The organism is Gilliamella sp. ESL0405, assembly GCF_019469205.1.
Classification (GTDB): Bacteria; Pseudomonadota; Gammaproteobacteria; order Enterobacterales; family Orbaceae; genus Gilliamella.
The window spans coordinates 965,132-989,852 of the sequence record NZ_CP048265.1 but is presented as its reverse complement, the minus strand read 5'-3'; the positions used below and the strand labels follow the sequence as shown (position 1 = coordinate 989,852).

The following is a 24,721-nucleotide window of genomic DNA, read 5'->3' as shown; positions in this document are numbered from 1 at the left end:
ATAGATGTAAAAAGGATAGGATATAATAGTAATGAACTTACCAATAAAAAAGATAAAAACAAAAACGATTGCATCATTAATATTTTTCTCATTTGTTGCCAATCCCGTTCTTGCCGACACTGAATCAAATTACCATAGAGATTTTAGCCATAAAAATATTCCGGGAAATCCAATTCCAGGCGGTCTGACTATTAACAGTGTAAATTACTATGACGGTGACAGTGATGACTTAGTCACAGGCGGAATTGGCTTTACTGCATTAACGCAATCTTATAATGCCCCAACCTTTGCCGATCCAACTAATCCAACCACCCAAGAGCTGAGACAAGCGAAACTCAATCGATTTATTGATGCTAAAACTGCAGAAGGCTCACTATTTGGTTTCCAACGTGAAAAATTAACGCCACTATTTGACGGTAAAATCGCCGGAAGTGAAATATTAGCGACCTATCATGTCAATGAAAGAGTTGGCATGTTATTACAAATTCCGCTGGATTTTGATAAAAACAATCCATGTATCGTTGCAGTGCCCGCCACCGACTCAGACGGGCTGTATAATGCCAAAGATGTGCAAATCCGTGGGCTTTGGGGATTACGCCATAACTGTGCAGTTGTCTATAACGATAAGGGATTAGGTAATGGTGTTTATGATATTACCACCGGACAAGGCTTTACAGTGGACGGTAAAACCGATAAAGACAATATCTTATTTCAACCCCAAATTAGTAATCATGAAAGTTATATTAAAAACTATCCAAATCGTTACGCAATAAAACAACTTCACTCCAAAATGAACCCGGAACAGCGTTGGGGTGAATATGTTATCAAATCGATTGAATTTGCATTTTATGAACTCAATAATTTATACCCGAGTAAGAAATGGATCACATTTCATAAAGATAACACCATTGTTTTAGTTTATGCTGCCGGTGACGGAGCGGGCGCCGCATTAAAAGCCGGCGAATTAGATCGCAATAATATTATTAATGGGATTGTCGCTGTCAATCCCCAAATACAACCGTCAATTGATAACAACCAATTAATTATTCAAAAAGGAAATAAAACCAAATCGCTGATGCCAAAATCCTTGATCGACTATAGCACACAAGCAGCGCTATATATTCCTTGTGCCATTTCCGCTATCAAACCAAGTAAATTCGATGATAATGTACCTTATGCATCAAAATACCTCTATTCGCTTAATCGCTGTGAAGCATTAAAAAAAGCCGGTTTACTTAAACAAGGCACGCCGGAAGAAGCGTTGAAACAGCTTGAGCCATACGGATTTACAGCAGATTTAAACTACCAGCTACCCTATTTTTACTATACCGAATCAATCGGCTTTCCTTATCAATATATCAGCGCCTATGGTCGATATGATGTGACTGAAAACATGTGCGATTATTCGGTCGCAAGTACTCAACAAAGCCCAATCATGTATCAAGGCAAAGTTGAAGCGTTACAAACAATCCCATTTGAACAAATATGGGGGCTGTCCAATGGACACTTGCCGGTTTGGAATGGAGATGATGCCACTATTTTAGATCTGGTGGAAAACAAAGATCTCTTATCACCTCGTCGTGAGTTTTATTCCCAAACAGAGACCCAAGGAAAAATTGATTATGGTACCAAAGGAGCAATTTGCTTACGGGAAAAAATAAACGATCCAAGAGTCATCAATGGGCATAAGCAAGTGTTAGCTACGGGTGATTTACGCAATAAAAAAACGATTATTGTGCATGGTGCCAATAATGTTAAACAGTTACCAAATGACACCTCACGGGCATATGTGGCTTTAAATAGTAAGATTGAAGGCCCGGCATCACAACTGCGTTATATTGAAGTTGAAAACGCCGGTTATTTAGACGGTACCGCACCATTTGATAATACATTGCTTGCGATAGATTACTATGGTGAAGATGCCATGGAGTGGTTATGGGCTAACGTGACCTCAGACAATAAAACAGCTTTGCCGGAAAGCCAATTAGTTCGAGCCAAAGCCCGAGGGGGTAATTCTGGCCATGCGCCACAAGCCACATCCAAAAATCTAGTCCCTATTTTACAAACGCCGGACACAAAAGATTTGATCAAAATAGAAAACGGGAAAATAACACTTCCAAATTAAGCGACCATGACATCACGCTTTGCTATCGGTTTTACTCAGCTTTATTGAGCTTAGACCGATAGCATTAAATTTAACGGGCTGACAATAGCTTAACATGGTCACACATTTTCGGATAAAGCTGAAAAAATAGCGAGGCTAATGCATCATAGTGTTGACCAATATCGATAATGGTGTCTTGCAGACTTGCTAATTTTGGTCTTCTTGACGCCATGCCAGTTAATACCTGCGCAACAAAATCGAGCGACGCATAATTTACCAACCACTCCCCTCGCCACATTGCATGCATAAAATGTTGATATTCGCTAGGATAGGCACTGATAGAGGGTTGTATCTGCTGTTTAGCATATTGGTTAAACTCGGACACACTGATACTAAACCCATATTTTGCCCAATATTTTGATAAAAAATGGTCCCAGACAATATCCAGAGCAATTGGCGCTACACGCCGATGCGGCGAGCAAAAGAGTTGTTTGGCTTGTTGCACTTCCGGCAAGCTATCAATCAGGCTATCAATTTTTCGATGCAGAATAATGCCGTCAGCAATCGTCTTAGGATACGCCAAATAGGGATCACCTTTGACAAAATCGGCAACGGTATTACCAATTAACGAACTATTAGCCAAGGTGGCTAAATGTAAGTGAGCTAAAATATTCATTACGTAAATAACGGATTAATCACGATGTTTAAACTCCCCTTCCGCATAACCTTCTCGCCAATAGCTGATCATATGTATCGCATCCGGTGATAAATCACGATATGTATCTTTAAGCGTTTGCCGCATAAGCCGAGCCAAATTGCACTCCATTCCCCCCCAAAAAAACAGATCAGAACTATTGGGGATATCTGCACCTTTTATTGCTTCGATAAACTCATCGGGTTGATGAGAATTAGCCACCAACCAAGTGACTTTAAAATCAGCGCTGAAAGACAAGGGCAAAATATCGCTTTTATCATTCACCGCTAAAAAAGCCTGCACTTTCGCTTGAGCGGGTAAATTTTCCAATGTGTAGCTAATAGCTGGCACGGCTGACACATCACCAATTAAAACTAAATTTTGTTGATGATAAGCAAGTTTACTTGCTGCACCAACAAGACCAATCTGATCCCCCGCTTTAGCCTGCTGAGCCCAAACCGATGCCAGCCCGGTTGGGTGAATGACAAAGTCGATCACTAATTGGTTAGTGACAGCATCATAATGGCGGATACTATAGCTACGGGCAAGTTTGCGGATCTTATCGTTAACAACAATCTTATTATTTTCATCTAGCTTAGGAAAAGTAATCTCACCTGTTGTCGGTTCGGCAAATAGCAATTTGACATGCGGGCAAATCCATAAAGGGTCCACTTCCAGCGGTTTTTCACAACGAAAATGGAGTCGTAAATAACTTTTTGATAGCTGTTCAACCTTCAATACCGTTAAAAGCGCATTGACGATAGTCCTTGTAGAAGATTTTGGCATAACGGGCATTCCTTATTTTCAGTTAATCAACTTGATTTAACTATCATACCCCAAATTCATTCGATAAGATGCTATCTTTTTAATCGGAAAATCAGATAAGCCCATTTAACGTTGTAAGCAGTTAAATAGGCTATATCTCATGATAAACATCAATAAGTTAAGGCGCCAAAAGCTTTACACCAATCCTGATCAAATTTGGCGATAGCCGCATCAACAGCGGGATCGGAAATAAACAGCTCAGCGACATCGACCGGCAAAGTAACGCCTTGACAGCCGGCTAACAGACAATCTAACGCTTGTCTTGGTGTTCGGAAACTGGCCGCCAAAACGATTGACTCCGGGCAATGCAAATCCAGCAGTTTTTGCAGTTCCTGCACGGTATCTTTGCTGTTTCCACCCTGTGCATCGATTCGGTTAACGTAAGGAGCAATATATTTTGCCCCAGCTAATGCCGCCAAAAAGCCCTGCCCGGCGCCGTAAACAGCCGTGCCTAATGTTGCAATTCCTTGCTCGCTTAACGCCTTAATCGCTTTTAAACCTTCGGCATTGACCGGAATTTTTGTCACAATATTAGGCACCACTTTTCTGAGCTGCTCTGCTTCTTTTATCATTGCTTTAGCATCACTTGAAAGTACTTGAGCAAACAGCACTTTATCGGCGCCTAACAGATCTTGTAGCTCAGTTAACAACTCAAATATTGGCTTACCTGATTTTGCTACAATGCTGGGATTGGTGGTTACCCCTTTTATCGGTAAAATTGCGGCTAAACGTTTAATCGCATCAACATTTGCGGTATCTAAATATAATTCCATGCGTCACTCCTAATTAACATTTTTCTCATTAGTCAATGGATAGTGAGCATGGTAAAAAATAGTGAACTCTAAGCCTAGATGACAATGTTGATCTTTACTGGATTTTTGTACGCTCAATGAAAAATTGCGATCCAGATCACACAATAAATTAAACGGTAAAATAGCGCCAATGAAAATCGTTTTTTATCGTTTTTAATCAAGATAACAAAATTATATAATTGTCATTATTCATTGCTTGATTCATTTACGGTTTAGCCATATGAAGAAAGATATCAATCAAATATTAGCTGATTATGTCAATTGCGCACAGCAGATCAAACATCGCTACTTTGCCAATAAAGCGCAAGCGAAACCTTTACACGCTTACCAAACCGAAGTGCCGAAAATTGAGATCGTATTAGCGGGCAAACTTTTGATACAGTGGGCAGATAATGACGGCAATAGAATTGAAAAAACCTTATCGACTGACGATCTGCTCTATATTACCGCACATAGTTGGTATAAACCGTTAAAGACCAGTGCCTGCACCAGCTTAAGTATTTTGTATGATAAACAACAAATTTGCCTGAGTTTAACCCGTTGGGACGGTAGCGATGCAGTGCCTTATAGCCAAATTACCCTGCCCAGACGAGGCCCTCGCATCGGCACTTTTATCCTGCAATCACTGGCAGAGCTAACCTGGCATAATCAACCATCTGTACAAAATCAAACCGCCTATTTTCTGATTCAAAGCTTACTGAGCGATACATTAGATTTACTCAATGCCGATGTAAAAACCAGCTCCAAAACAACCAGTTTATTTCAAGCGATTCGAAGCTATATTGATAGCCATTTTCGCGAAGATATCAGCCGTGATGTGCTGGCAAACTTATTTTATATTTCGCCCAACTATCTATCTCACTTATTTCAACGGGAAGGAAAAATGGGATTGAATGAATATCTTAACTATATTCGATTAGAATATGCTAAATCGCTGCTTAAAGAGTATGATCTCAATATCAAAGAGGTCGCTTTAGCATCGGGATTTAAAGACAGTAACTATTTTTGCCGAATTTTCCGAAAACAGACCGAACGCTCACCAACCGAATACCGACGCCAATATCACAGCAAATTATTGCAAAAATAGTCATCTTTTTACCTTCGCTAGTTCGCTACGTTCGCCGGTATCCTACTAAATAGTTAAGCTGGGTTTTAACTTGTTGGTATTGACACTTATCACAATTGTTCAGCAACCAATCGAAGCAATGTTCTTGCTTGAAGTAAGCTAGCAAAGGCGAAAGTAGTTTAGGCAATCAAGTAAGAAACTTTAAATTGTCGTTGGTTAATCTTGTCAAGAAGTTTCAGAAAACACCCACGTTTTAGCAAAAAAACACCCGCCAACCTAAACTAATGACTTGTTTGAATTAAACTAACAAAGGCGAAAGTAGTTTAGGCAATCAAGTAAGAAACTTTAAATTGTCGTTGATAAATCTTGTCAAGAAGTTTCAGAAAACACCCACGTTTTAGCAAAAAACACCCGCCAACCTAACCGAACAACTTGTTTGAATAAAACTAACAATGGCGAAAGCAGTTTAGGCAATCAAGCAAGAAAATTAACTTGTTGCTGATAAATCTTGTCAAGAAGTTTCAGAAAACACCCACGTTTTAGTAAAAAGAATACCCGCCAACCTAAGTAAACAACTTGTTTGAATTAAACTAACAAAGGCGAAAGCAGTTTAGGCAATCAAGTAAGAAACTTTAAATTGTCGTTGGCAAATCTTGTCAAGAAGTTTCAGAAAATATAGGTGTTTCATTATAAAGAATACTTACCAGCCTAAGCAAACAATTTGCTTGAAGTAAGCTAGCAAAGATGAAAGTAGTTTAAGCAATCAAGCAAGAAACTTTAAATTGTCGTTGATAAATCTTGTCAAGAAGTTTCAGAAAACACCCACGTTTTAGCAAAAAATACCCGCCAACCTAAGCTAACAACTTGTTTGAATTAAACTAGCAAAGGTGAAAGCTGTTTAGCCAATCAAGCAAGATAATTAACTTGTTGCAAATAAATCTTGCCAAGAAGTTTCAGAAAATACCTACGTTTTAGCAAAAAAATACCCGCCAACCTAAACTAATGACTTGTTTGAATTAAACTAACAAAGGTGAAAACAGTTTAGGCAATCAAGTAAGAAACTTTAAATTATCGTTGGTAAATCTTGTCAAGAAGTTTCAGAAAACACCCACGTTTTAGCAAAAAACACCCGCCAACCTAACCGAACAACTTGTTTGAATTAAACTAACAAAGGTGAAAGCAGTTTAAGCAATCATGCAAGAAACTTTAAATTGCCGTTGATAAATCTTGTCAAGAAGTTTCAGAAAATATAGGCGTTTCAGTATAAAGAATGCTCACCAGCCCAAGCGAACAATTTACTTGAAGTAAGCTAGCAAAGGCGAAAGTAGTTTAGGCAATCAAGTAAGAAACTTTAAATTGTCGTTGGTTAATCTTATCAAGAAGTTTCAGAAAATACCTACGTTTTAGCAAAAAAATACCCGCCAACCTAAGCTAACAACTTGTTTGAATTAAACTAGCAAAGGTGAAAGCTGTTTAGCCAATCAAGCAAGATAATTAACTTGTTGCAAATAAATCTTGCCAAGAAGTTTCAGAAAATACCTACGTTTTAGCAAAAAAATACCCGCCAACCTAAGCTAACAATTTGTTTGAATTAAGCCAGCAAAAGCGAAAGTAGTTTAGGCAATCAAGTAAGAAACTTTAAATTATCGTTGGTAAATCTTGTCAAGAAGTTTCAGAAAATATAGGTGTTTTAGTATAAAAATAGTGTTTTATGCTGTGAAGCCAATTAAAAGTAATAAATTACATCATGCCTGTATGATTAAATACTTAAACCACTGATAGCCGATTGGCACAATGATAAACAGGTTATATCGATTTTAATGGTGAATGATTAAACAGCCCATAATTTTACCTATCATTTGATCAACCGGCTCTTTTAGCTCACTGATAACTATTCGATAAATCAATTCGGATTTGTTATAATTTTGCCCTTTTAAGCCAATTGACAATGCCATGAAAAAGCCTATTTACCGCTCCTTGTTACCAATTATGTTATTACTGTTTATGCCATTTGATCTTTATGCGGCACAATTTAATGGCGATAGTTTGTCGTTATTTTGGGGCGTGCCGTTTATTGGTATTTTGTTGTCGATTGCTTTAATGCCACTTTTTTTACCGCAATTATGGCATCACCATTATGGTAAAATTATTTGCGGTTGGACGTTGCTATTTTTAGTTTCCGCACTGTTTTCATTCGGTCTACAATCAACGATTTACTTAACCGCTCATGCCATATTAGAAGAGTATATTCCGTTTATTTTGTTACTGCTGGCACTGTTTACCGTGTCCGGTGGTATTTTAGTTAAAAGCCCGATGAAAAGTACCCCTAAATTCAATGTTGGCTTATTGGCGCTGGGCACTTTGCTAGCGTCGATCATGGGTACAACTGGGGCGGCCATGTTAATGATCCGTCCTTTAATTCGAGCCAATCGAGAGCGCCAATATACCGTTCATACCATTATCTTTTTTATCTTTCTAGTGGCAAACATTGGCGGCGGATTAACGCCATTAGGCGATCCGCCGTTATTTATTGGTTTTTTAAAAGGCGTAAGCTTTAGTTGGACAGTACAACATATGTTACTGCCGGTATGGCTAACTACGGCAATATTATTAGCGATTTATTATATGATTGATCGCCACTATTTTTGCCGGCAATATGGCAAGTTAGCAACAACGATGACCGCTAAAAGCAAAGAGCCAACGAAAGTTTATGGCATAAATAATTTGCTGTTATTAGTGGCGATTATTGCTAATGTATTGGTTTCGGGCATCTGGCAATCGTCTATCAGTTTTACAATTTTAGGTGCCCATATCACACTGTCCAACTTAATACGGGATCTATTCTTTATTGTTATTACCCTTATTTCAATCCGCATCACGCCAAAGCAGGTGCGAGCGGGTAATGAGTTTAATTGGGATCCACTGATTGAAGTGGCAAAATTATTTATCGGCATTTTTATCACTATCGTTCCGATGCTGGCTATTTTACGGGCAGGCAATAACGGCGCTTTAGCTTCACTGGTTTCGCTGGTCAATACGTCACAAGGCGAGCCAATAAATGGAATGTATTTTTGGTTTACCGGGTTGCTTTCCGGCTTTTTAGATAATGCGCCGACTTATTTGGTCTTTTTCAACCTAGCCGGCGGCGATGCACCAATGTTAATGACCACGCTGACAAACACGCTGTTAGCCATATCAATGGGATCAGTATTTATGGGCGCACTGAGCTATATTGGCAATGCCCCTAATTTTATGGTGAAAAACATAGCCAGCCAAAACAACATCGCCATGCCCGGCTTTTTCGGTTATATGAAGTGGTCAGTGGCGATTTTAATACCAGTGTTTATCGTTAATCATCTGATATTTTTTTAATCAATCGGCATAATGGGTTAGTTTACGGCTATCACAGTTAAGCTAATCCATAATTACTTGTTAGTGGGATCGAAATGTTAAATCCTTAGGCAACACGATCCTTTTTCGGTTTGCTTTCTGTTTGCTTTGAATAAGCCCTTAAAACCAATCGTATGCTGCAAATTAAAGCATAAAGCAAGGCCGGTTTGATTATGACCTTGCTGTGTGAATTAATTGGTTAATTTAGTGAGATTTACTTAGAATAGATATTTAAATCGCAATCTTGCACCATAGCGATTATCGCTATCACCGCCTTGCTTTTTATCCCGATCAAGATGTGACCAATAAGTCCCTAGATAAAGATTAAAATTATCCATTTCCATCACATTTGGGATTAAATAAGAGGCATTAATAGTATGTATTTTATATTTGCCTTTGGTTGATATTCCGCTTTTATCTTTATAGTTAGGATTAAACGTTTTAATATCATTTGCGGCAAAAATATAACCCAGACCAATGTTATTCCAAACACCATTTAAGCCTGCGGTAAAATCTTTTTCTTGCTCAGCATCTAAATATGCCAAGCTGGAATTAATCAATAAGCCTTGCGCCGATTGATTAAAATCACCTTCACTGTTCCAGCTAAATGTTAAGCCATAGCCGGTACGTTTAGATTGATCTAACCATTTATCTTTAACTTCATCATAATAACGGTAAGCATTGCTCACAACATTATGCTCAACCGCCGCTGCTGCTGAAATGGTACCATTGTTGTAAGCGATAACCGGTCGTAAATAGACGACGTTTTTTTCTTTACGTAGTTTATAGCCATGGTAGGTACTATCGTTAAACAGCGTTGTACCGTCTTTTACCATTGAATTGATTTGAAAATTGAAATCGCCGAATTGTTTGGCTAACTCTAAAGCACCGCCGGTACTACTGCGCCCTCGTCCCTCTTTCATCATATAGATATAGCCAAATCCATCGCTATAGAGATCATTGGCGGTATTGCCCGAATATTCAATAAACGTATCTTGCCCTAATGGGAACATATCATAAGCTTCAAAGCGTCCGACTTTGATCTGCCAATCTTGTTTATGCCCAAAGAAGAAGCTTGCATCATCTAAATTCACTTTGCCACTTAAGTCAGCCAGTGGCTGAACGGAAAATCCGGCATAAGCATTATTTGCCAGCTCTCGTTTACCGTCTAAACCAATTAAGATTCGACCATTAATATCCCAACGATCGCCGTCTTTCGCATCAAAATCCTTTTTTGCCGTTGTTTTAAGCGAAGTTAATTGATGTTTTTTACTTGCCGCATCAATATTAAACTCAACATCACCATATAATTTTAGTGTGCCTTGCTCTGTCTGCCATTCGATTGCTGCCAAAGTTGATGCGGAATATAAACAACAGACGCCTACCATTATTTTTAACTTCATAGACCTTTCCTTATAGATTACTAAATAACATGTCCAACTATGATTTATCTGCATTAATTTGTCGTCTTGCTTCAAGCTCGTTACAAATTGAGGCATAAATATCATCGAGTTTGTAAAACTTACCGATCCAAAACATTGAGGCGATGATTAAAATTGCCGGGAGGTAGAGATAGCAAAGTTTGATCGCAAACAGTGCGCTTGGGGTTTGTACGGCATTGGCGGTATAGCCACCGGATGAAAGCAAAAAGCCAGTGATAGCGCCAGCACCCGCCATGGCGACTTTGCCTAAAAACCCGTTAATCGAGGTTAAAATGCCCGCAGTGTTAATACCGGTTTTCCATACACCATAATCAACCGGATCAGCTTGCATTGAAAAATAGATTGCTGTTCGTTGTCCGGCGCCAATGGATAACACTACCGCACCGGCAATCAAACCGATTTGATTCACATCAAACACAATCATTATGCCCATACCGATAAGGTTGATTGTGCTGGAAAACAGATAGATGTGGCGTTTTTTCATATAGCTTGCTAACAGAGGGACGGTCAAGGTTCCGATTAATGGCACAAAGGTCGAAATACCGGCAATGACAGCAGTTAACTCCGGATTTTGCACATAATAGTTAAAATAGTAAACTAATGCGCCCATTTGCAAAAAGAATGCCCCCCACATCAAAAAGATGTTAAAGGCAAAAATCTTCCATGGTGTATTGTCCTTTAAACCCTGCCAAGCTCGAGCTAGCGTCATGCGCTCTTGTTTTATGGTGATCTTCTCTTCCACGTTTTTAAAACTAACAATTAAAAAGAAAGTGGCAATCACACCAAAGATAATGGCAGTATATAAAAAGCCCTGATTTTGATTACCCTGCCCTAAGCTTTTCACCAACGGCAGTGTCGCCACAGCGACAATGGTTGAGCCTAATGATCCGAGCAGAATTCTTACTGATGAAAGAGTTGTACGTTCTAATGAATCGGCCGTTAAAAATGGCAACATCGCACAAAAAGGAATATTCACAACCGTATAGATAAATGACAGGCACAAATAGGTAATAAAGGCATAAATAAGCTTACCGGTTGTACCAAAATCCGGTACGTAAAAAGCCAATATACATAATAGCCCAAACGGCACGGCACCAATAAGTAGCCATGGACGGCAACGCCCCCAACGGGTTGAGGTGTTATCAATAACCAGCCCCATTAAGACATCGGCTACCCCGTCAACCAGACGAGTAACTAAGAACATAATACCGACATAGTAAGCAGGTAGCTCCATGACATCGGTATAGAAAAACATTAAATAGAGCGATATTAATTGCCAGACTAAATTACAAGAGAGGTCGGCAATTCCGTAGCCTATACGTTGTCGCCATAATTTAAATACTGAACTGACCATGTTTGAATCCTTTTATCGATTTAAAGAGAATACTGACGAATAAACCATGCCGGTGTACAACTCCATGCGTGGCAATAACTGTTGATGATTTTGCTACCATAAGGCGAATAGCTTGGATTTTGCGGATCAAAGAGCTCCCAAAATGTATCTGCGCCATAATCAACCATTTTTCCCCAATAGGCTTTGATCTCATCGATGGCTTGCTGTTGCATGCCGGTTTTGAAAAGGGCGGCGATAAAGTGATGACGCAGATATGGGGTATTCATATTAATTGCAGGAGGAGAATTGAGCAGATTGCGCATCAGTGTTTGTTGCTGTGGTAAATCATCAACCTCAGCTAAAATCATCCAAATTTGCGTTGCATAGCTCACTTGACGATCGGCACCGCTGACGTAAAAACCCGATTTATCATCCCATAATGTTCTTGCCGCCTGCTTTAGGTGATCGAGCGTTTGTTGTAGGCTTGCGGTTATCGCCGGTTGTAACTGTTGAGCTAACCGCAGGGCTTTATCAACGCAGTAAATTAACACCCCTTGTGAAGCCCCTTGTTTATTTAACGCTTCATGCCAGTCAATAAACGACCACCAATCATCACTATCAGTCACTAAGCCATGTTTATCACAGCGTTCGAGAGCAATTTCGATCTGTCTTAGCGCAATTGGCCATAGCTCTTTAACGGTCTGTTCATCGTGTGTTTGCAGAAAATAGTTATAAAGCACATCGACATAAAAAAGCGAATAATCATATAGAAAGGTATCATCAGCGATAATATCGGGTTTAACAAAAATATTGGCCGATACCATACCGTCTTCACGGCGATGACTGGCAAACAGATATAAGCATCGGCGCACTAAATCATACTGTTTAAATGTGACATCATTAACCAACGCTTGCAGCCGTAAATCACCTAACCATAACCGACGATCACGTTTTGGCCCGTCCTCGAACACCTCTTGCATACAGTTATGTAGTGTCAGCACTGAAACCTTATCGATTTTTGCTAACTGCGGGTCGTTACTTTGATAGATAACACAATTATCCGGCGCTGAGCTGACGGTATTTAAGGTGATATCTTGAAATTTAATCTGATATTTTGGCGACAAGGAAACCACCTCAATTTTTAAATATCGGAAGCAATAACGGCGCGTTAGGTCGACCTTGGCCGGTAAAATATCGATATATTCATCATGCTGTTGCAACCAACTTTTGCTTAACCAGCCTTGATATTGGCTAAAAGGTTCAGCCACTTCACACAGCGTTTCACCAAAAGTGAACTTGATATGCGCTGGCGCATCAGGTGGACTGCCAACGCTTTGGCACAAAAACGATAAATAACCCACTGCGTGTTGACCAAAATCAATAATAAAACTCTCACCCGATTGAAAGGCTTTTGTGAAATACTCATGTGCACTGCTCACCACTTTAGCCGACCAACCATAAATAGCGGTAGGGTCTTGAATTAGTGTAATAATGTCTTGCGGGTAAATAGCTTTGTGATGAAGAGTGGGCAATAACTTTTCGGCTTTTGCAATGAAAGATTTATCTTTAACCATAACGACATGATCATTTTTCTGTATCTCTTGTGCCATACATTCCTCCTGTAAATAGAGTTAAAAGTATAGCCATGCCCGAATTAACCCAGCCACCTTGTTAATGCCAGATTGGCAGGATAAATGGCAGCAGCAAAAAGATTAGGTAGAGGAAGTTCACATTTTTTGAATTATTATTTTTTATCTAAAAGTCGATTACTTTATTGTGTTAATAAACGGATTGAAAATTGCATTTTGCAACCATCAATAACCAGAATAATCGTTTTTAATTTCAAACTGTTGCGATAAATCATCAGCAATATTTTTTATTTACTAATCCGCTAACAGGCTAAGAGCAGGATGATAACCCGCGATGAGGCGATTTAAGCTAAGCGATTGACGGTTAACTAAATTGAATATTTTCAATCATCACTTTTTTAAGATTAATTTAAAATTTAGGACTGACACGATGAATACTTTAAAAATTGCCACCTATTTTAATTCTGAATCTGATAAATTAGCGCTTTATAAAAGTGATCCGGAAGGAAATAGTCTTGAACATAATCATGAATTTGACGAGCTTGTGATAGTCGAACAAGGGCATGGTTTACATGTGATTAATGGCAAACCGCTATTTATTCAACAAGGCGATGTGTTTTTGGTGCGTGGTCATGATTACCATTTTTATGACGATTTAGGTACTTTGAAATTAACCAATGTGCTGATTAACCCTAATCGTAATTTTGTGTTTTTAAATAAAATCGAAAATCTCTTAAATCCCATTTCCGCAAGTGATTTAAATTCTTATATCTGGCTTACTCCCACTTTACGCAAAGAATGTAATATGGTGATTGACCAGCTCTTTAATTTAGAAACACCTTTAGCGGTGCGTGAATATCTTTTTTTTAAACTCATCACGATTATCAATCAATCGCAAGGACAAGCACAAAAAAATAATACTCGCTATAAATTGCATCTGCTCCTTAATCATTTACAAGAAAACTGCTTTGATCAATATGATTGGCATGATATTGCTCAACGTTTTCATTTAACGTTACGAACCATGTTTAGGCACATTAAACAAGCTACCGGATTAACGCCGGAAAATTACATCAAACGATTAAGGTTAATGTCAGCAAGATTAAAGATTCGAGAAAGTGATATGACTATTACCGAAATATCATTACTTTGCGGTTTTATTAATAGTACTCACTTTACCACTCTGTATAAAAAGACCTTTGGAATTACGCCGTCAGAAGAGCGGAAATTTAATTAACTTTTATTTATTATGGTTGAATATTGAATGAAGATTAGAATGTATTTGAGTGCTTGTGACAGTTCACCCTGTCACAAGCAATAAATTAGTTATTTAATGGGTATTTTAGCCATGGACTATCTTCAGAAGTGGTCGCTTGTGTGTAAATATCAAATAAGCCCGGAATCGATGCATCATCAGGCTGATATACGGCACGACCCAGCATATAACTTTGACCAAATTGTTTCCAATTGGCAAAATGTTCTTTAACAACAGGTAAGACTGAGTTAATCGCTTGCCATGCTTGCTCTTTGTTGATATAGCCCGCAATATAGCTTGCTCTGGCAATATAAACAATGCGGCCTAAATCCCATGCAATAGCGCCTCGAAGTAAAATTTGGTGCACTTCTTCCTGATTTTCGGCGACTTTGTTTTCAATTAAAATTGCAGATACTTGATCTAACCTTGAGCAATACACCCCAATAATTTCACGATAATCTTCCGGGATTTGGTCATTAATATAACTTTGCCACTGTTCTTTGGGAACATTAAGATAAATTTCTATCGCGTTATTAACAATTTTGTGAAATGACCCAAAAGAGGATAAGCATTCAACTGCGCTTTGAGGAGAAAACACATCCCAAGCTGTACCTAAACGATATTTCTGTTCTGTTTTACCGGAGTTTCGGGCATCACTTTCTAAGCTATCCCAACAAAACATATGCTGTTCAGCAATAATTAGCCCAGCAGATAGCGCATTTTGCTGGTCGATTGTCAGTTGTTCAGGTTTGTTGGTATTTTGAGGAAAGGGTTTGTGTCTTAGGGTTTTAATGAGGATTGTAATGACTCTATTGTATTTTACAAGCAGGACTACCAAAAATATCAGAATAACAATTAAAATTTCCATGTAAACGTCTTCTTTTTTTAATATAAGTCAAATAAAGTGGATAAAAAGTATCATAAATAATAGCCTTCAACAAGATGAAATATGAGTATTTTTTATTCTATAAAAAAATAAGCGGTTTTGTGTTAATTTAGCTATTACTGATTTGTGTTAATGAAGTGATTTTAAAAATGTGAAGCTTCGCACATTTTTAATAAAAATTCACGTACAGCTATAATTTATAGCCAAAATATTCGGTTAGCTGTCCAAATATTAAAGGTGTGAGTTTGATTTACTTTTTAAAATGGTGGTTGTAAGTTTTAAAAAAAATGAGGTTCGCCATGATACAGAAGTTACTTGATAAAGATTTTTTTTCGTCTAGTGAGCAAAAGATCACTGTAGAACCTCGAGAGCCTCAACCTGTCTACCCTGAGCATACTCACAACTTTAACGAGATTGTCATTGTCACCAACGGCTACGGTAAGCATATTTTGAATGGGCGATTGTTTGATCTCTATCCGGGCATGATGTTTTATATTCATGCAACCGATTGTCATCTGTATGAAAATGTGAACAATTTACATCTCACCAATATTTTATTTCGAGATCCCAGTAGCTTTAATTTTATAAATGGCATTCATCAGTTGATACCACAACATGATCCACTCCACTCGCACTATTTTTTTGATAAGAAGTGTGATCAAAATATTCAATATATTCTTCAGCAATTCAATCATATCAACGATGAGTCGAGTGCTTATCAAGAAAGCCTGTTCTTACAACTGCTCATTCTGTTTAAGCAAAATCAGTATGTTAATCAAGGCAGCGGGTCAAGCGATAATCGGGTTAAGCAACTGCTGCGTTATTTGCAAGTGCATTTTAAAGAGCCAATTGATTGGCTAAAAGTGACGCAGCAGTTTTCGTTATCGTTACGGTCATTTCATCGCCATGTTAAAAATGAGATAGGTATCACTCCGCAAAAGTATTTAATTAAATTACGTTTAGCCGATGCTTATACTCAACTCATTGATACCGATAAGTCCATAACCACTATTGCACAGGAGTGTGGTTTTAATGATAGCGCTTATTTTTCAACATGCTTTAAACATGAGTTTAATTTTTCACCACAAACGCTACGCAAAGATCCCGATAAGCGTTATCATTAGTGCTGTCATTTTTAGGTCAGGAACAGATTTATGGAGAAGTATTTACGTTTATACAAACAAGACTATTTTATTTCACCGATGAATACTGTTACTGTCGAAAAGCGAGATCATCAACAACCTTTTCCGCTCCATTTTCACGATTTTAATGAAATTGTTATTGTTTGTTCGGGTAATGGTTTACATCATTGGAATGATTATATCTATCCGATTACCAGCGGTGATATTTTGTATATTAATCCAAGTGATATTCACGGTTATGAATCGGTGAATAATTTGAAGTTGATTAATGTTTTATATTTAAGGCAACAACTGTTTTTATCTTCAGCTATTGAGAATTATTTACCTAAACAAACGGCAAAACATACTGAGCGGATATGGCGTATTCATCCTTCTTTTATTAAGCAGGTCTCTCCACTTATTGATCAATTAACTATCGAGTTGCAAAAAAATAACCTAGCATCAATCCACTTATCTGAAGCGCTATTTTTACAGCTGGTTATTTTATTAGATCGTATTAAACAACAGCCTAATGAGCAGTCACCTACGGCGACGCATCAATTAGATATTTTATTTACGGTATTACATAACAGTATTGCCAGTGCGTTTAATTTAGAGATGTTTTGCAAACAATACAATATTGCCGCACGTTCTTTGAGTCGTTTATTTAAAAGTCAAACCGGTATGACCATTAATGAGTATTTGCAAAAATGCCGGTTATGTAAAGCCATGTCTTTACTTCGTAATACCCAGCTTTCAATCAGTATTATCGCTGCTGAGTGCGGTTATAACGATAGTAACTATTTTTCGGCGGTGTTTAAAAAAGAGTTGAAGCAAACACCGTCTATCTATCGGTCTCGATTTCAAGATAAGTTAAAACAGGTTTGATTTATGTCAGCTCTCTTTCATCAATATGAAAGAGAGTTAACTTTATTCGAGGTAAAAAACGCTTGTGAGCGCTTCACTGATCGGGCTATTGTCTGCATTACTCGGCATAATGTCTTGCATAAATGCCCACCATTTTTGACAAGCTTGAGTATGTGCTACCGCTTGCCAGCGCTCTTCTGATTCGATTTCAACATAAGCAAAAAGTAGGTGGCGTTTACTATCAAGAAAAATTGAGTAGTTGTGCGCACCGTGGTCTTTTAACACTTTAACCAGTTCCGGAAATATTTCATCGTGACGTTTTTTATATTCAGCATGCTTGTCGGGATGAACTTGCATAATTGAGGCTTTTCTTATCATGACAACTCCTTTTTGTTGGATTTTTTTGCAGATGAAACAGACCAATTAATCCGTATCGGTCTGTTTCAAGCGTGCTCATTTGCTAATGGTTATTCATAAATGGCAAGATACAATTGTTCAATATCCTTTACACTTGCTTGCCGTGGATTGCCACCGGTGCACACATCATCAAAAGCCGCTTGCGCCAGCGCCGGTATATCTTCCAATTTAACGCCGATCGCTTTTAAAGTGGCGGGGATAGCGACATCTTCATTAAGCTGTTTTACCGCATTAACTGCCGCCACTCTGGCTTGTTCGGTTGTCATGCTGTCCGTGCCGGTAACGCCCATTGCTTTAGCAATATCACGGAATTTATCCGCGGTAAAATCAGCATTGTAAGCCATGATATGGGGTAATAGTACTGCATTTGCTACACCATGTGGTGTGCCATAAAAAGCGCCTAGCGGATGTGCCATACCGTGTACTAAGCCTAATCCAACATTTGAAAAGCCCATACCTGCAATATATTGCCCTAAAGCCATATCTTCGCTCCCTTTAGCGATGCCTTTTACCGAATCACGTAAAGCGCGTGAAATAACTTCAATCGCTTTTAGATGAAACATATCTGACAGCTCCCAAGCACCTTTTGTAATATAACCTTCAATCGCATGGGTTAATGCATCCACGCCGGTTGCCGCTTTTAAGCTTGCTGGCATACTTGCCATCATGTCTGAATCAATAATTGCCACAACGGGTATATCATGCGGATCGACGCAGACAAATTTACGCTTTTTCTCTTCATCGGTGATCACATAGTTAATGGTTACCTCGGCCGCTGTGCCGGCGGTTGTCGGTATGGCAATGGTCGGGACGGCAGGCTTTTTGGTTGGCGCGACCCCTTCCAAACTTCGCACATCGGCAAATTCCGGGTTATTGATAATAATACCAATGGCTTTAGCAGTATCTTGCGGTGAACCGCCACCAATAGCAATTATGTAATCTGCTCCCGACGTTTTAAAAACCTCTACCCCTTTTTGAACAATGCCGATCGTTGGATTTGGTATCACTTCATCAAAAATTTGATAATCAAAGCCGTTGTCATCTAATAATTTGGTGACTTTAGTGGCGACATTGAATTTAATTAAATCTTTATCGGTGACGACAAGCGCTTTTTTAAAACCCCGTTTTTTCACTTCATCAACAATATGGCTGATTGAGCCAGCACCAAAATAAGACGTTTCGTTCAGAATCATGCGATAAGACATAATGTTTTTCCTTTAACTATTTATTTAATTTGCCATGCCTAAACCAACCACGTTGGCGGCAACAATAATTACCAAACAACCCAGACACAATATACGCACAGGTTTACTGCCGGTGCCAAACCACTCTTTTAATACCAATCCAACAATGCCACCACATAGCACATAAAAACTCATGTGCAACATCCAACTCATAAAGCCATAATCAGCCGGGATATTGGCATGTCCCCAAGCATAAAAGAAAAATTGGAAGTACCACATTGCACCGCCTAATATGGCGAACAAGGCATTACTGATTAGTAACGATTTGGCAATAGCGATATCTTTTTTAAAGGAGAGTTCAGGTTGGTAGCAAAGGCGTATAATACAAAAGCCCAGATTAATAATTGCACCACCGCCCATGATGATGACATAACTAGGTAAGGCGACATAAAGATGATCAACCCCCAGTTCAGCAGCTTTATTATGCATAGGGACAGCAGCGCTCATGGCAAATGACATGCCGGCAGAAAAAATCCCACACATCACAGCAAGTAACAGCCCTTTTTTCAAGTTAAAATCGGCAACTTGTACCCCAAGGGTTTTCTCTTTTAGTAATCCGGCATAAGTGACAATCGCAACGCCAATAACAGCAATAACAACGCCAAGCAGGGTCATTTTACCGCCGGTTGAGGCAATGAGTTCACCAAATTGACCTTGTATAATCGGCGTCATCAGTGTGCCAACAATCAAGGTAATGCCAATTGCAATACCTATGCCCATAGACATACCTAAATAACGCATGGTTAGCCCATAACCGATATTACCAACGCCCCACATAGCGCCGAATAAAAACACCGGAAGTAAAGTATCAAAACCGAATGAGCCGTAGTATCCCAAAAAATCCGGGAGCAAATAATAGCTAATCGACCAAGGAAGGATGATCCAAGAAAAGATACCGGCGATTGACCACATCGTTTCCCAAGACCAATTTTTGACTTTTTTTAGTGGTGCGTAAAAACAGGCGGCAGAAGCGGCACCAATAAAGTGCCAAAAAATGCCTAAAATAATTGAACTACTCATATCTGTATCCTTATATTTATTAAAAGATAATGACATCTATCTTTTGATAAAACAGCTTTTTTACTGCAACGCCTCCTGCATTGGTTTGACATCAAACCTTTGTGCCAATAACTTAAATTGTTCAGTAGTGATAGTTTGGCGTTTGCCGCCCATTGATAAGACTTTGACCAGTATTTGAGCAGACTTTTCAGCGGTATCTATCAGACCAAAGGCTTCATCTAATGTAGCGCCGGTGCCAAAGACGCCATGAAATGCCCATAACACAAGCGTGTGTTTCGCCATTTGTTCGGCAGTTGCATAGCCGATTTCGTCTTTGCCGGGCACCATCCATGGAACCACACCCACACCGTCGGGAAAGACAACTAAACATTCCGTACTCATTTCCCATAACAATCGAGTAATCACCGCTGTATCAAGCTCAAGCACATAAGTTAAAGCAATAAGATTGGTTGCATGACAATGCATAATTACCCGATCTTTACCCTGACTGTGTTCAATACGCACGATATGTGATTGCAAGTGAGCCGCTAGCTCTGAAGTAGGTAATCCACCATTTACCAGTCCCCACATGATGTAATAACCTTTGCCCTGTTCGTCAATTTTGACCACAGCCAACGTGTCAGCAGGATCTAAAATGACGTTACGAAAGAATTTGCCCGATCCGGTGACAATAAAATATTGGTTAGCTAATTTGCTCACATCTTGCGTTAATGATTCGTGGCGAGGATTAGCATAAAAGTCGTTTTGGAATGAAATTATGTCACTTTCTAATAATCTTAAACTGACATTACCGCCGTTACGTTCATCCCAACCTTTTAGCCACATATCATAAGTCGCTTTTACCATTGCTTGGACAAACCAAGAAGATTGAATCTGTTGCATTGTTTTCACCTTATTTACGTTGACTTAATACCGCTGTTTCATATTGACGTACCTCTTCGAGCCATTGGCTGCCGACAGGTACATCGTTTAATTGACAATACTTATCCCAAACCGCCTGCCATGGTAACGATTTTTGCTCTTCTAAAAGCGCAAGTCTTGAGGTAAAGTCTCGCTCACGTTCGTACTGTTTGAGTTTTTCGGTCGGCTCAAGCAGGGCTTTTAATAAACATTTTTTCATATTGCGGGTACCTATCACCCAAGCGGCAATACGGTTAATTGAGGCATCAAAGAAATCTAAGCCAATATGTACGCGATCGAATAAGTTGTTACGGATGATCTCACTGGCAATGTTTTGGGTTTCGTCATCAAATAAAACCACGTGATCGCTATCCCAACGAACCGGGCGGCTGACGTGTAATAATAAGTGTTCAACAAACGGCATTACTGCGGAGATCTTATCTGAAATCACTTCGGTTGGATGAAAATGCCCGGCATCTAAACATAGCGCCGTTTTACGTGAAGTTGCATAGGCTAAATAAAATTCGTTTGATCCGGCAGTATAAGACTCAAGCCCAATACCAAATAGTTTGCTTTCAACCGCATCAATATGATATTTGGGATCAAGTTTTTCACTGATGATCTCATCAATGGCTTGAACTAAACGTTGTCTAGGCGCAAACTTGTCGACGGTTATATCTTTCATGCCGTCCGGTAGCCAAATATTCATCACCGAAGGGGTGCCAAGCTCTTTGCCAAAATATGCTGAGATTTTACGGCAAGCTTTACCATGATCGATCCAAAACTGGCGAATTTCATCATCGACATGGGTTAACGTACCTTCATTACTTAGAGGATGAGAAAAGTAAGTTGGGTTAAAATCAAGTCCAATATGCTGTTGTTTCGCCCAATTTACCCAATTAGCGAAATGTTCCGGTTTAATTTCGTTACGATCGACTTTGTGATCAGCCTCTAAATAACATGCATGTAAATTTAATCTTTTGGGACCCGGGATCAGGCTAAAGGCTTTATCTAAATCAGCTCTTAACTCATCGGCATTACGTGCTTTACCCGGATAGTTGCCGGTTGCTTGAATGCCGCCTGTTAATTCACCTTCTAGTTTTTCAAAGCCGACGACATCATCGCCCTGCCAGCAATGCACCGATATCGGTAGCTTTGCCATTGCGGCGATTGCGGCATCGGTATCGACACCTAGCTGCTCAAATCGGGTTTTGGCAATTTGATATGCCTTTTCAACTTCACTCATTTGATGCTCCTTAATTCAATATAAAATCATGTTAATTAATTAGTTAGCCATGTTGCGGGGATAATAAATGTCAGTTTTAAAATTATGCGTGATGATCTGGCGTAGCTGTTTAACATCCGCAATATCACCTAAAGAAATGAGCTGGTAACCAACATTACCCAGTGCAGATGACTCAATCGGTCCGGCAGTAACACTAATTTGGCAAAGATCAGCACATAGCTGATTTAAAAATGCGTTTTGACAACCTCCTCCAACGATATGTAACGTTTGGATAGGCTGTTTTATTAAGCTTGATAGTTCGGTTATGACTTCCCGATATAACAGCGCTAAACTATCGAAAATACAGCGAACCAGTTCTGCTAAGCTTTGCGGCTTAAGACCGTTATGTTCATGACAGAGTTGTTTTAAGGTTTCAGTCATGGATTCTGGGTTTAATAGTCTGGAATCGTTAGGATTGATAACATGTTTAAAAGCGGGTTGTTGCTCAGCTTGCTTAATCAATGAGCGAATATCATTTATTTGGTGTTCAGCGCAAACGCGTTGAAATAACCATAGTCCCATAATATTTTTTAATACCCGATAGGAGCCATTAACACCCCCTTCATTGGTGATGTTGGCTTTTAAAGCGTGCGGCTCAGTAAAAGGTTGTGATGATTCAATGCCCATTAATGACCAAGTGCCCGAACACAAATAAGCACTATTGTGATTGTTGATTGGTGCGGCAATCACTGCGCTGGCGGTATCATGACTGGCGACAGCAATCACCGGAATCGAATCGCCTTTGGGGCTTTTCCAAGTGCCGACTTGATTACCCGGCATAGTAATTTCACCAAACCATTTACGGGGTAAACCAAGATAGTTCAGTAATTCATCATCCCAATCATGACGGGTGACGTTAACTAACTGGGTTGTTGTTGCATTGGTGTATTCCCGGTTAAGTTTGCCGGTAAGACGATAGATCAGATAATCGGGGATCATCACTAAATCGGTCACTTGTGCTAACCATGACGGGTTTTCATTCATCATGGCTTTTAGTTGATAAAGGGTGTTGAAGGTTAAGAACTGGATGCCGGTTTTTTGATAAATCGCCTCAGCGCCCAATTCAGCTTGAACTTGTTCCATAACGCTATCAGTACGATGATCGCGATAGGCATAAGTTGGCCCAACAATCTCGCCTTTGCTGTCAAGCAAGACATAATCCACTCCCCATGTATCAATCCCGATACTGTCAAGTTTGATATTTTGCTCAACAATTTTGCTTAAGCCGTTTAATATTTCTTGCTCTAAATAATTCAGATCCCAACAGTAATGTTTATCTATCGCTTTAAATCCATTACTAAATCGATGTATTTCACTCAGCGTTAAATCTTCCGTTTGCTGATCAAAACTTGCCAACATTACACGGCCGCTTGATGCGCCTAAATCTATTGCAGCAACGTATCGAATTGCCATTAAATCTATCCTCATTATTGGTAATGAGCACAGTTTAGAAAACTAATGTGAGTGACACTTTTAATCGATTGCCATTGTTTTGCACTTATTGGCAAAATATTTAAAATCTATGTGATCTAACGCACAAATTGTCGATTTAAGGGCATTTTATACATTCGTTATAAATATTGTTATAATGAAATATTACTAAACTAATTTGAGAGTTTTCTATGTTAAATCAGTTAAAAGCAATGATTCAGTATCTTCTTCCTAAACAGATGTTAACCGTTATTTTTGGTTGGCTGGCAAAAAAACAGTTGGGCATCGTGACAACGTGGATGATTCAAGGCTTTAGTAAGCTGTATAAAATCGATTTGAGTGAAGCTCAAATCAGCAATGTCAAAGAGTATAAAACCTTCAATGATTTCTTTGCTCGTGAACTAAAACAAGATGCTCGCCCTATTGATGCTTCAACCAATTCAGTGGTTATGCCGGCTGACGGAGTTATCAGCCAATTTGGTACAATTCAAGACAATTTATTGTTACAAGCAAAAGGGCACTTTTACACGTTAGATTCACTGCTTGCCTGTCATCCTGACATGATTAAGTTTTTTAAAAATGGCGCTTTTGCCACCACTTATTTATCGCCAAAAAACTATCACCGCTTTCATATGCCGTGTGACGGAACTTTACGGGAGATGATCTATGTGCCCGGTTCGCTATTTTCAGTCAGTAAAGCAACCACTGAATGTATTGCGAATATCTTTGCTCGTAACGAACGTGTGATTTGCCTGTTCGAAACCGATTTTGGACCTATGGCTCAAATTTTGGTTGGCGCAACCATTGTTGGAAGTATTGAAGTTGCTTGGGAAGGCCTAATCACCCCTCCACGTGACGGAATTATGAAACGCTGGACTTATTCGGGCGAGGTGAAATTGTCCAAAGGCGAAGATATGGGCTGTTTCAAACTTGGTTCAACAGTGATTACATTATTTGCTTCAAACGCCATTGAATTTGACAGTCATCTTAAAATTGGCGATCAAGTTCGTGTGGGTCAAAAATTAGCAGAAAGGATCTAA

General features: G+C 39.1%; 21 protein-coding genes. 7 read left to right on the top strand and 14 right to left on the bottom strand.

Features of this window, described 5'->3' with window-relative positions:
- The first annotated feature begins 31 nt into the window (after window positions 1-31).
- Window positions 32-2,125, top strand: coding sequence for a D-(-)-3-hydroxybutyrate oligomer hydrolase (locus GYM74_RS04410; RefSeq protein WP_220219278.1), 2,094 nt, complete (start codon window positions 32-34; stop codon window positions 2,123-2,125).
- Window positions 2,126-2,195: 70 nt separating this feature from the next.
- On the opposite strand, the gene GYM74_RS04405 is transcribed toward GYM74_RS04410, so the two are convergent.
- The 3 genes from GYM74_RS04405 to fsa all read right to left on the bottom strand — a co-directional run bounded on the left by GYM74_RS04405 (window position 2,196) and on the right by fsa (window position 4,396).
- The gene (locus tag GYM74_RS04405; protein ID WP_220219277.1) at window positions 2,196-2,780 is read right to left on the bottom strand and encodes an ACP phosphodiesterase; all 585 of its coding nucleotides are present in this window, start codon (window positions 2,778-2,780) and stop codon (window positions 2,196-2,198) included.
- 15 nt (window positions 2,781-2,795) lie between these two features.
- Window positions 2,796-3,584 (bottom strand): siderophore-interacting protein, encoded by a 789-nt coding sequence (locus tag GYM74_RS04400; protein WP_220219276.1) that lies wholly within the window; start codon window positions 3,582-3,584, stop codon window positions 2,796-2,798.
- Window positions 3,585-3,733: 149 nt separating this feature from the next.
- Window positions 3,734-4,396 carry a fructose-6-phosphate aldolase gene (gene fsa / locus GYM74_RS04395; protein WP_220219275.1) on the bottom strand — a complete coding sequence of 221 codons (663 nt, stop codon included), beginning with the start codon at window positions 4,394-4,396 and terminating at the stop codon, window positions 3,734-3,736.
- 259 nt (window positions 4,397-4,655) lie between these two features.
- Here fsa and GYM74_RS04390 point away from each other — a divergent pair, with 259 nt between their 5' ends.
- Complete coding sequence (locus tag GYM74_RS04390; RefSeq protein ID WP_220219274.1) at window positions 4,656-5,522, top strand: AraC family transcriptional regulator; 867 nt, start codon at window positions 4,656-4,658, stop codon at window positions 5,520-5,522.
- A gap of 1,796 nt (window positions 5,523-7,318) precedes the next feature.
- Here GYM74_RS04390 and GYM74_RS04385 read toward each other — a convergent pair.
- Window positions 7,319-7,456: a hypothetical protein gene (locus tag GYM74_RS04385; RefSeq protein ID WP_220219273.1), complete on the bottom strand. Its 138-nt coding sequence runs from the start codon at window positions 7,454-7,456 to the stop codon at window positions 7,319-7,321.
- On the opposite strand from GYM74_RS04385, the gene GYM74_RS04380 reads away from it, so the two are divergent.
- Window positions 7,455-8,873, top strand: coding sequence for a sodium:proton antiporter (locus tag GYM74_RS04380; protein WP_220219272.1), 1,419 nt, complete (start codon window positions 7,455-7,457; stop codon window positions 8,871-8,873). The genes GYM74_RS04385 and GYM74_RS04380 overlap by 2 nt on opposite strands.
- Window positions 8,874-9,109: 236 nt before the next feature.
- Here the strand turns inward: GYM74_RS04380 and GYM74_RS04375 are convergent, their stop codons facing one another.
- Genes GYM74_RS04375 through GYM74_RS04365 form a run of 3 tightly spaced genes read right to left on the bottom strand, consistent with a single transcriptional unit; the run spans window position 9,110 to window position 13,276 of the window.
- Window positions 9,110-10,294, bottom strand: coding sequence for a carbohydrate porin (locus tag GYM74_RS04375; RefSeq protein WP_220219271.1), 1,185 nt, complete (start codon window positions 10,292-10,294; stop codon window positions 9,110-9,112).
- 37 nt (window positions 10,295-10,331) lie between these two features.
- Window positions 10,332-11,687, bottom strand: a complete 1,356-nt coding sequence (locus GYM74_RS04370; protein WP_220219270.1) for an MFS transporter — start codon at window positions 11,685-11,687, stop codon at window positions 10,332-10,334.
- Between the two features lie 20 nt (window positions 11,688-11,707).
- Window positions 11,708-13,276 (bottom strand): hypothetical protein, encoded by a 1,569-nt coding sequence (locus GYM74_RS04365; RefSeq protein WP_220219269.1) that lies wholly within the window; start codon window positions 13,274-13,276, stop codon window positions 11,708-11,710.
- A 409-nt stretch (window positions 13,277-13,685) separates the two neighbouring features.
- On the opposite strand from GYM74_RS04365, the gene GYM74_RS04360 reads away from it, so the two are divergent.
- Complete coding sequence (locus GYM74_RS04360) at window positions 13,686-14,492, top strand: helix-turn-helix domain-containing protein (protein ID WP_220219268.1); 807 nt, start codon at window positions 13,686-13,688, stop codon at window positions 14,490-14,492.
- Window positions 14,493-14,577: 85 nt separating this feature from the next.
- Here GYM74_RS04360 and GYM74_RS04355 read toward each other — a convergent pair whose 3' ends face one another.
- The gene (locus tag GYM74_RS04355) at window positions 14,578-15,378 is read right to left on the bottom strand and encodes a DUF1266 domain-containing protein (protein ID WP_220219267.1); all 801 of its coding nucleotides are present in this window, start codon (window positions 15,376-15,378) and stop codon (window positions 14,578-14,580) included.
- A 317-nt stretch (window positions 15,379-15,695) separates the two neighbouring features.
- On the opposite strand from GYM74_RS04355, the gene rhaS reads away from it, so the two are divergent.
- Window positions 15,696-16,520 (top strand): HTH-type transcriptional activator RhaS, encoded by an 825-nt coding sequence (rhaS, locus tag GYM74_RS04350; protein WP_220219266.1) that lies wholly within the window; start codon window positions 15,696-15,698, stop codon window positions 16,518-16,520.
- 30 nt (window positions 16,521-16,550) lie between these two features.
- Window positions 16,551-17,405 carry a helix-turn-helix domain-containing protein gene (locus tag GYM74_RS04345; protein WP_220219265.1) on the top strand — a complete coding sequence of 285 codons (855 nt, stop codon included), beginning with the start codon at window positions 16,551-16,553 and terminating at the stop codon, window positions 17,403-17,405.
- 42 nt (window positions 17,406-17,447) lie between these two features.
- Here the strand turns inward: GYM74_RS04345 and rhaM are convergent, their stop codons facing one another.
- From rhaM to rhaB, 6 genes are all read right to left on the bottom strand, one after another.
- Entirely contained in the window at window positions 17,448-17,762 is a 315-nt protein-coding gene (rhaM, locus tag GYM74_RS04340) for an L-rhamnose mutarotase (protein ID WP_220219264.1), read from the bottom strand.
- Window positions 17,763-17,851: 89 nt separating this feature from the next.
- On the bottom strand, window positions 17,852-19,006 hold the full coding sequence (gene fucO, locus GYM74_RS04335; protein ID WP_220219263.1) for a lactaldehyde reductase: 1,155 nt from the start codon (window positions 19,004-19,006) through the stop codon (window positions 17,852-17,854).
- Window positions 19,007-19,030: 24 nt separating this feature from the next.
- Complete coding sequence (gene rhaT / locus GYM74_RS04330) at window positions 19,031-20,065, bottom strand: L-rhamnose/proton symporter RhaT (protein WP_220219262.1); 1,035 nt, start codon at window positions 20,063-20,065, stop codon at window positions 19,031-19,033.
- 60 nt (window positions 20,066-20,125) lie between these two features.
- Window positions 20,126-20,947, bottom strand: coding sequence for a rhamnulose-1-phosphate aldolase (gene rhaD, locus GYM74_RS04325; protein ID WP_220219261.1), 822 nt, complete (start codon window positions 20,945-20,947; stop codon window positions 20,126-20,128).
- A 10-nt stretch (window positions 20,948-20,957) separates the two neighbouring features.
- On the bottom strand, window positions 20,958-22,211 hold the full coding sequence (locus GYM74_RS04320; protein ID WP_220219260.1) for an L-rhamnose isomerase: 1,254 nt from the start codon (window positions 22,209-22,211) through the stop codon (window positions 20,958-20,960).
- 39 nt (window positions 22,212-22,250) lie between these two features.
- Entirely contained in the window at window positions 22,251-23,663 is a 1,413-nt protein-coding gene (gene rhaB / locus GYM74_RS04315; protein ID WP_220219259.1) for a rhamnulokinase, read from the bottom strand.
- A gap of 209 nt (window positions 23,664-23,872) precedes the next feature.
- Here rhaB and asd point away from each other — a divergent pair, with 209 nt between their 5' ends.
- On the top strand, window positions 23,873-24,721 hold the full coding sequence (gene asd / locus GYM74_RS04310; RefSeq protein WP_220219258.1) for an archaetidylserine decarboxylase: 849 nt from the start codon (window positions 23,873-23,875) through the stop codon (window positions 24,719-24,721).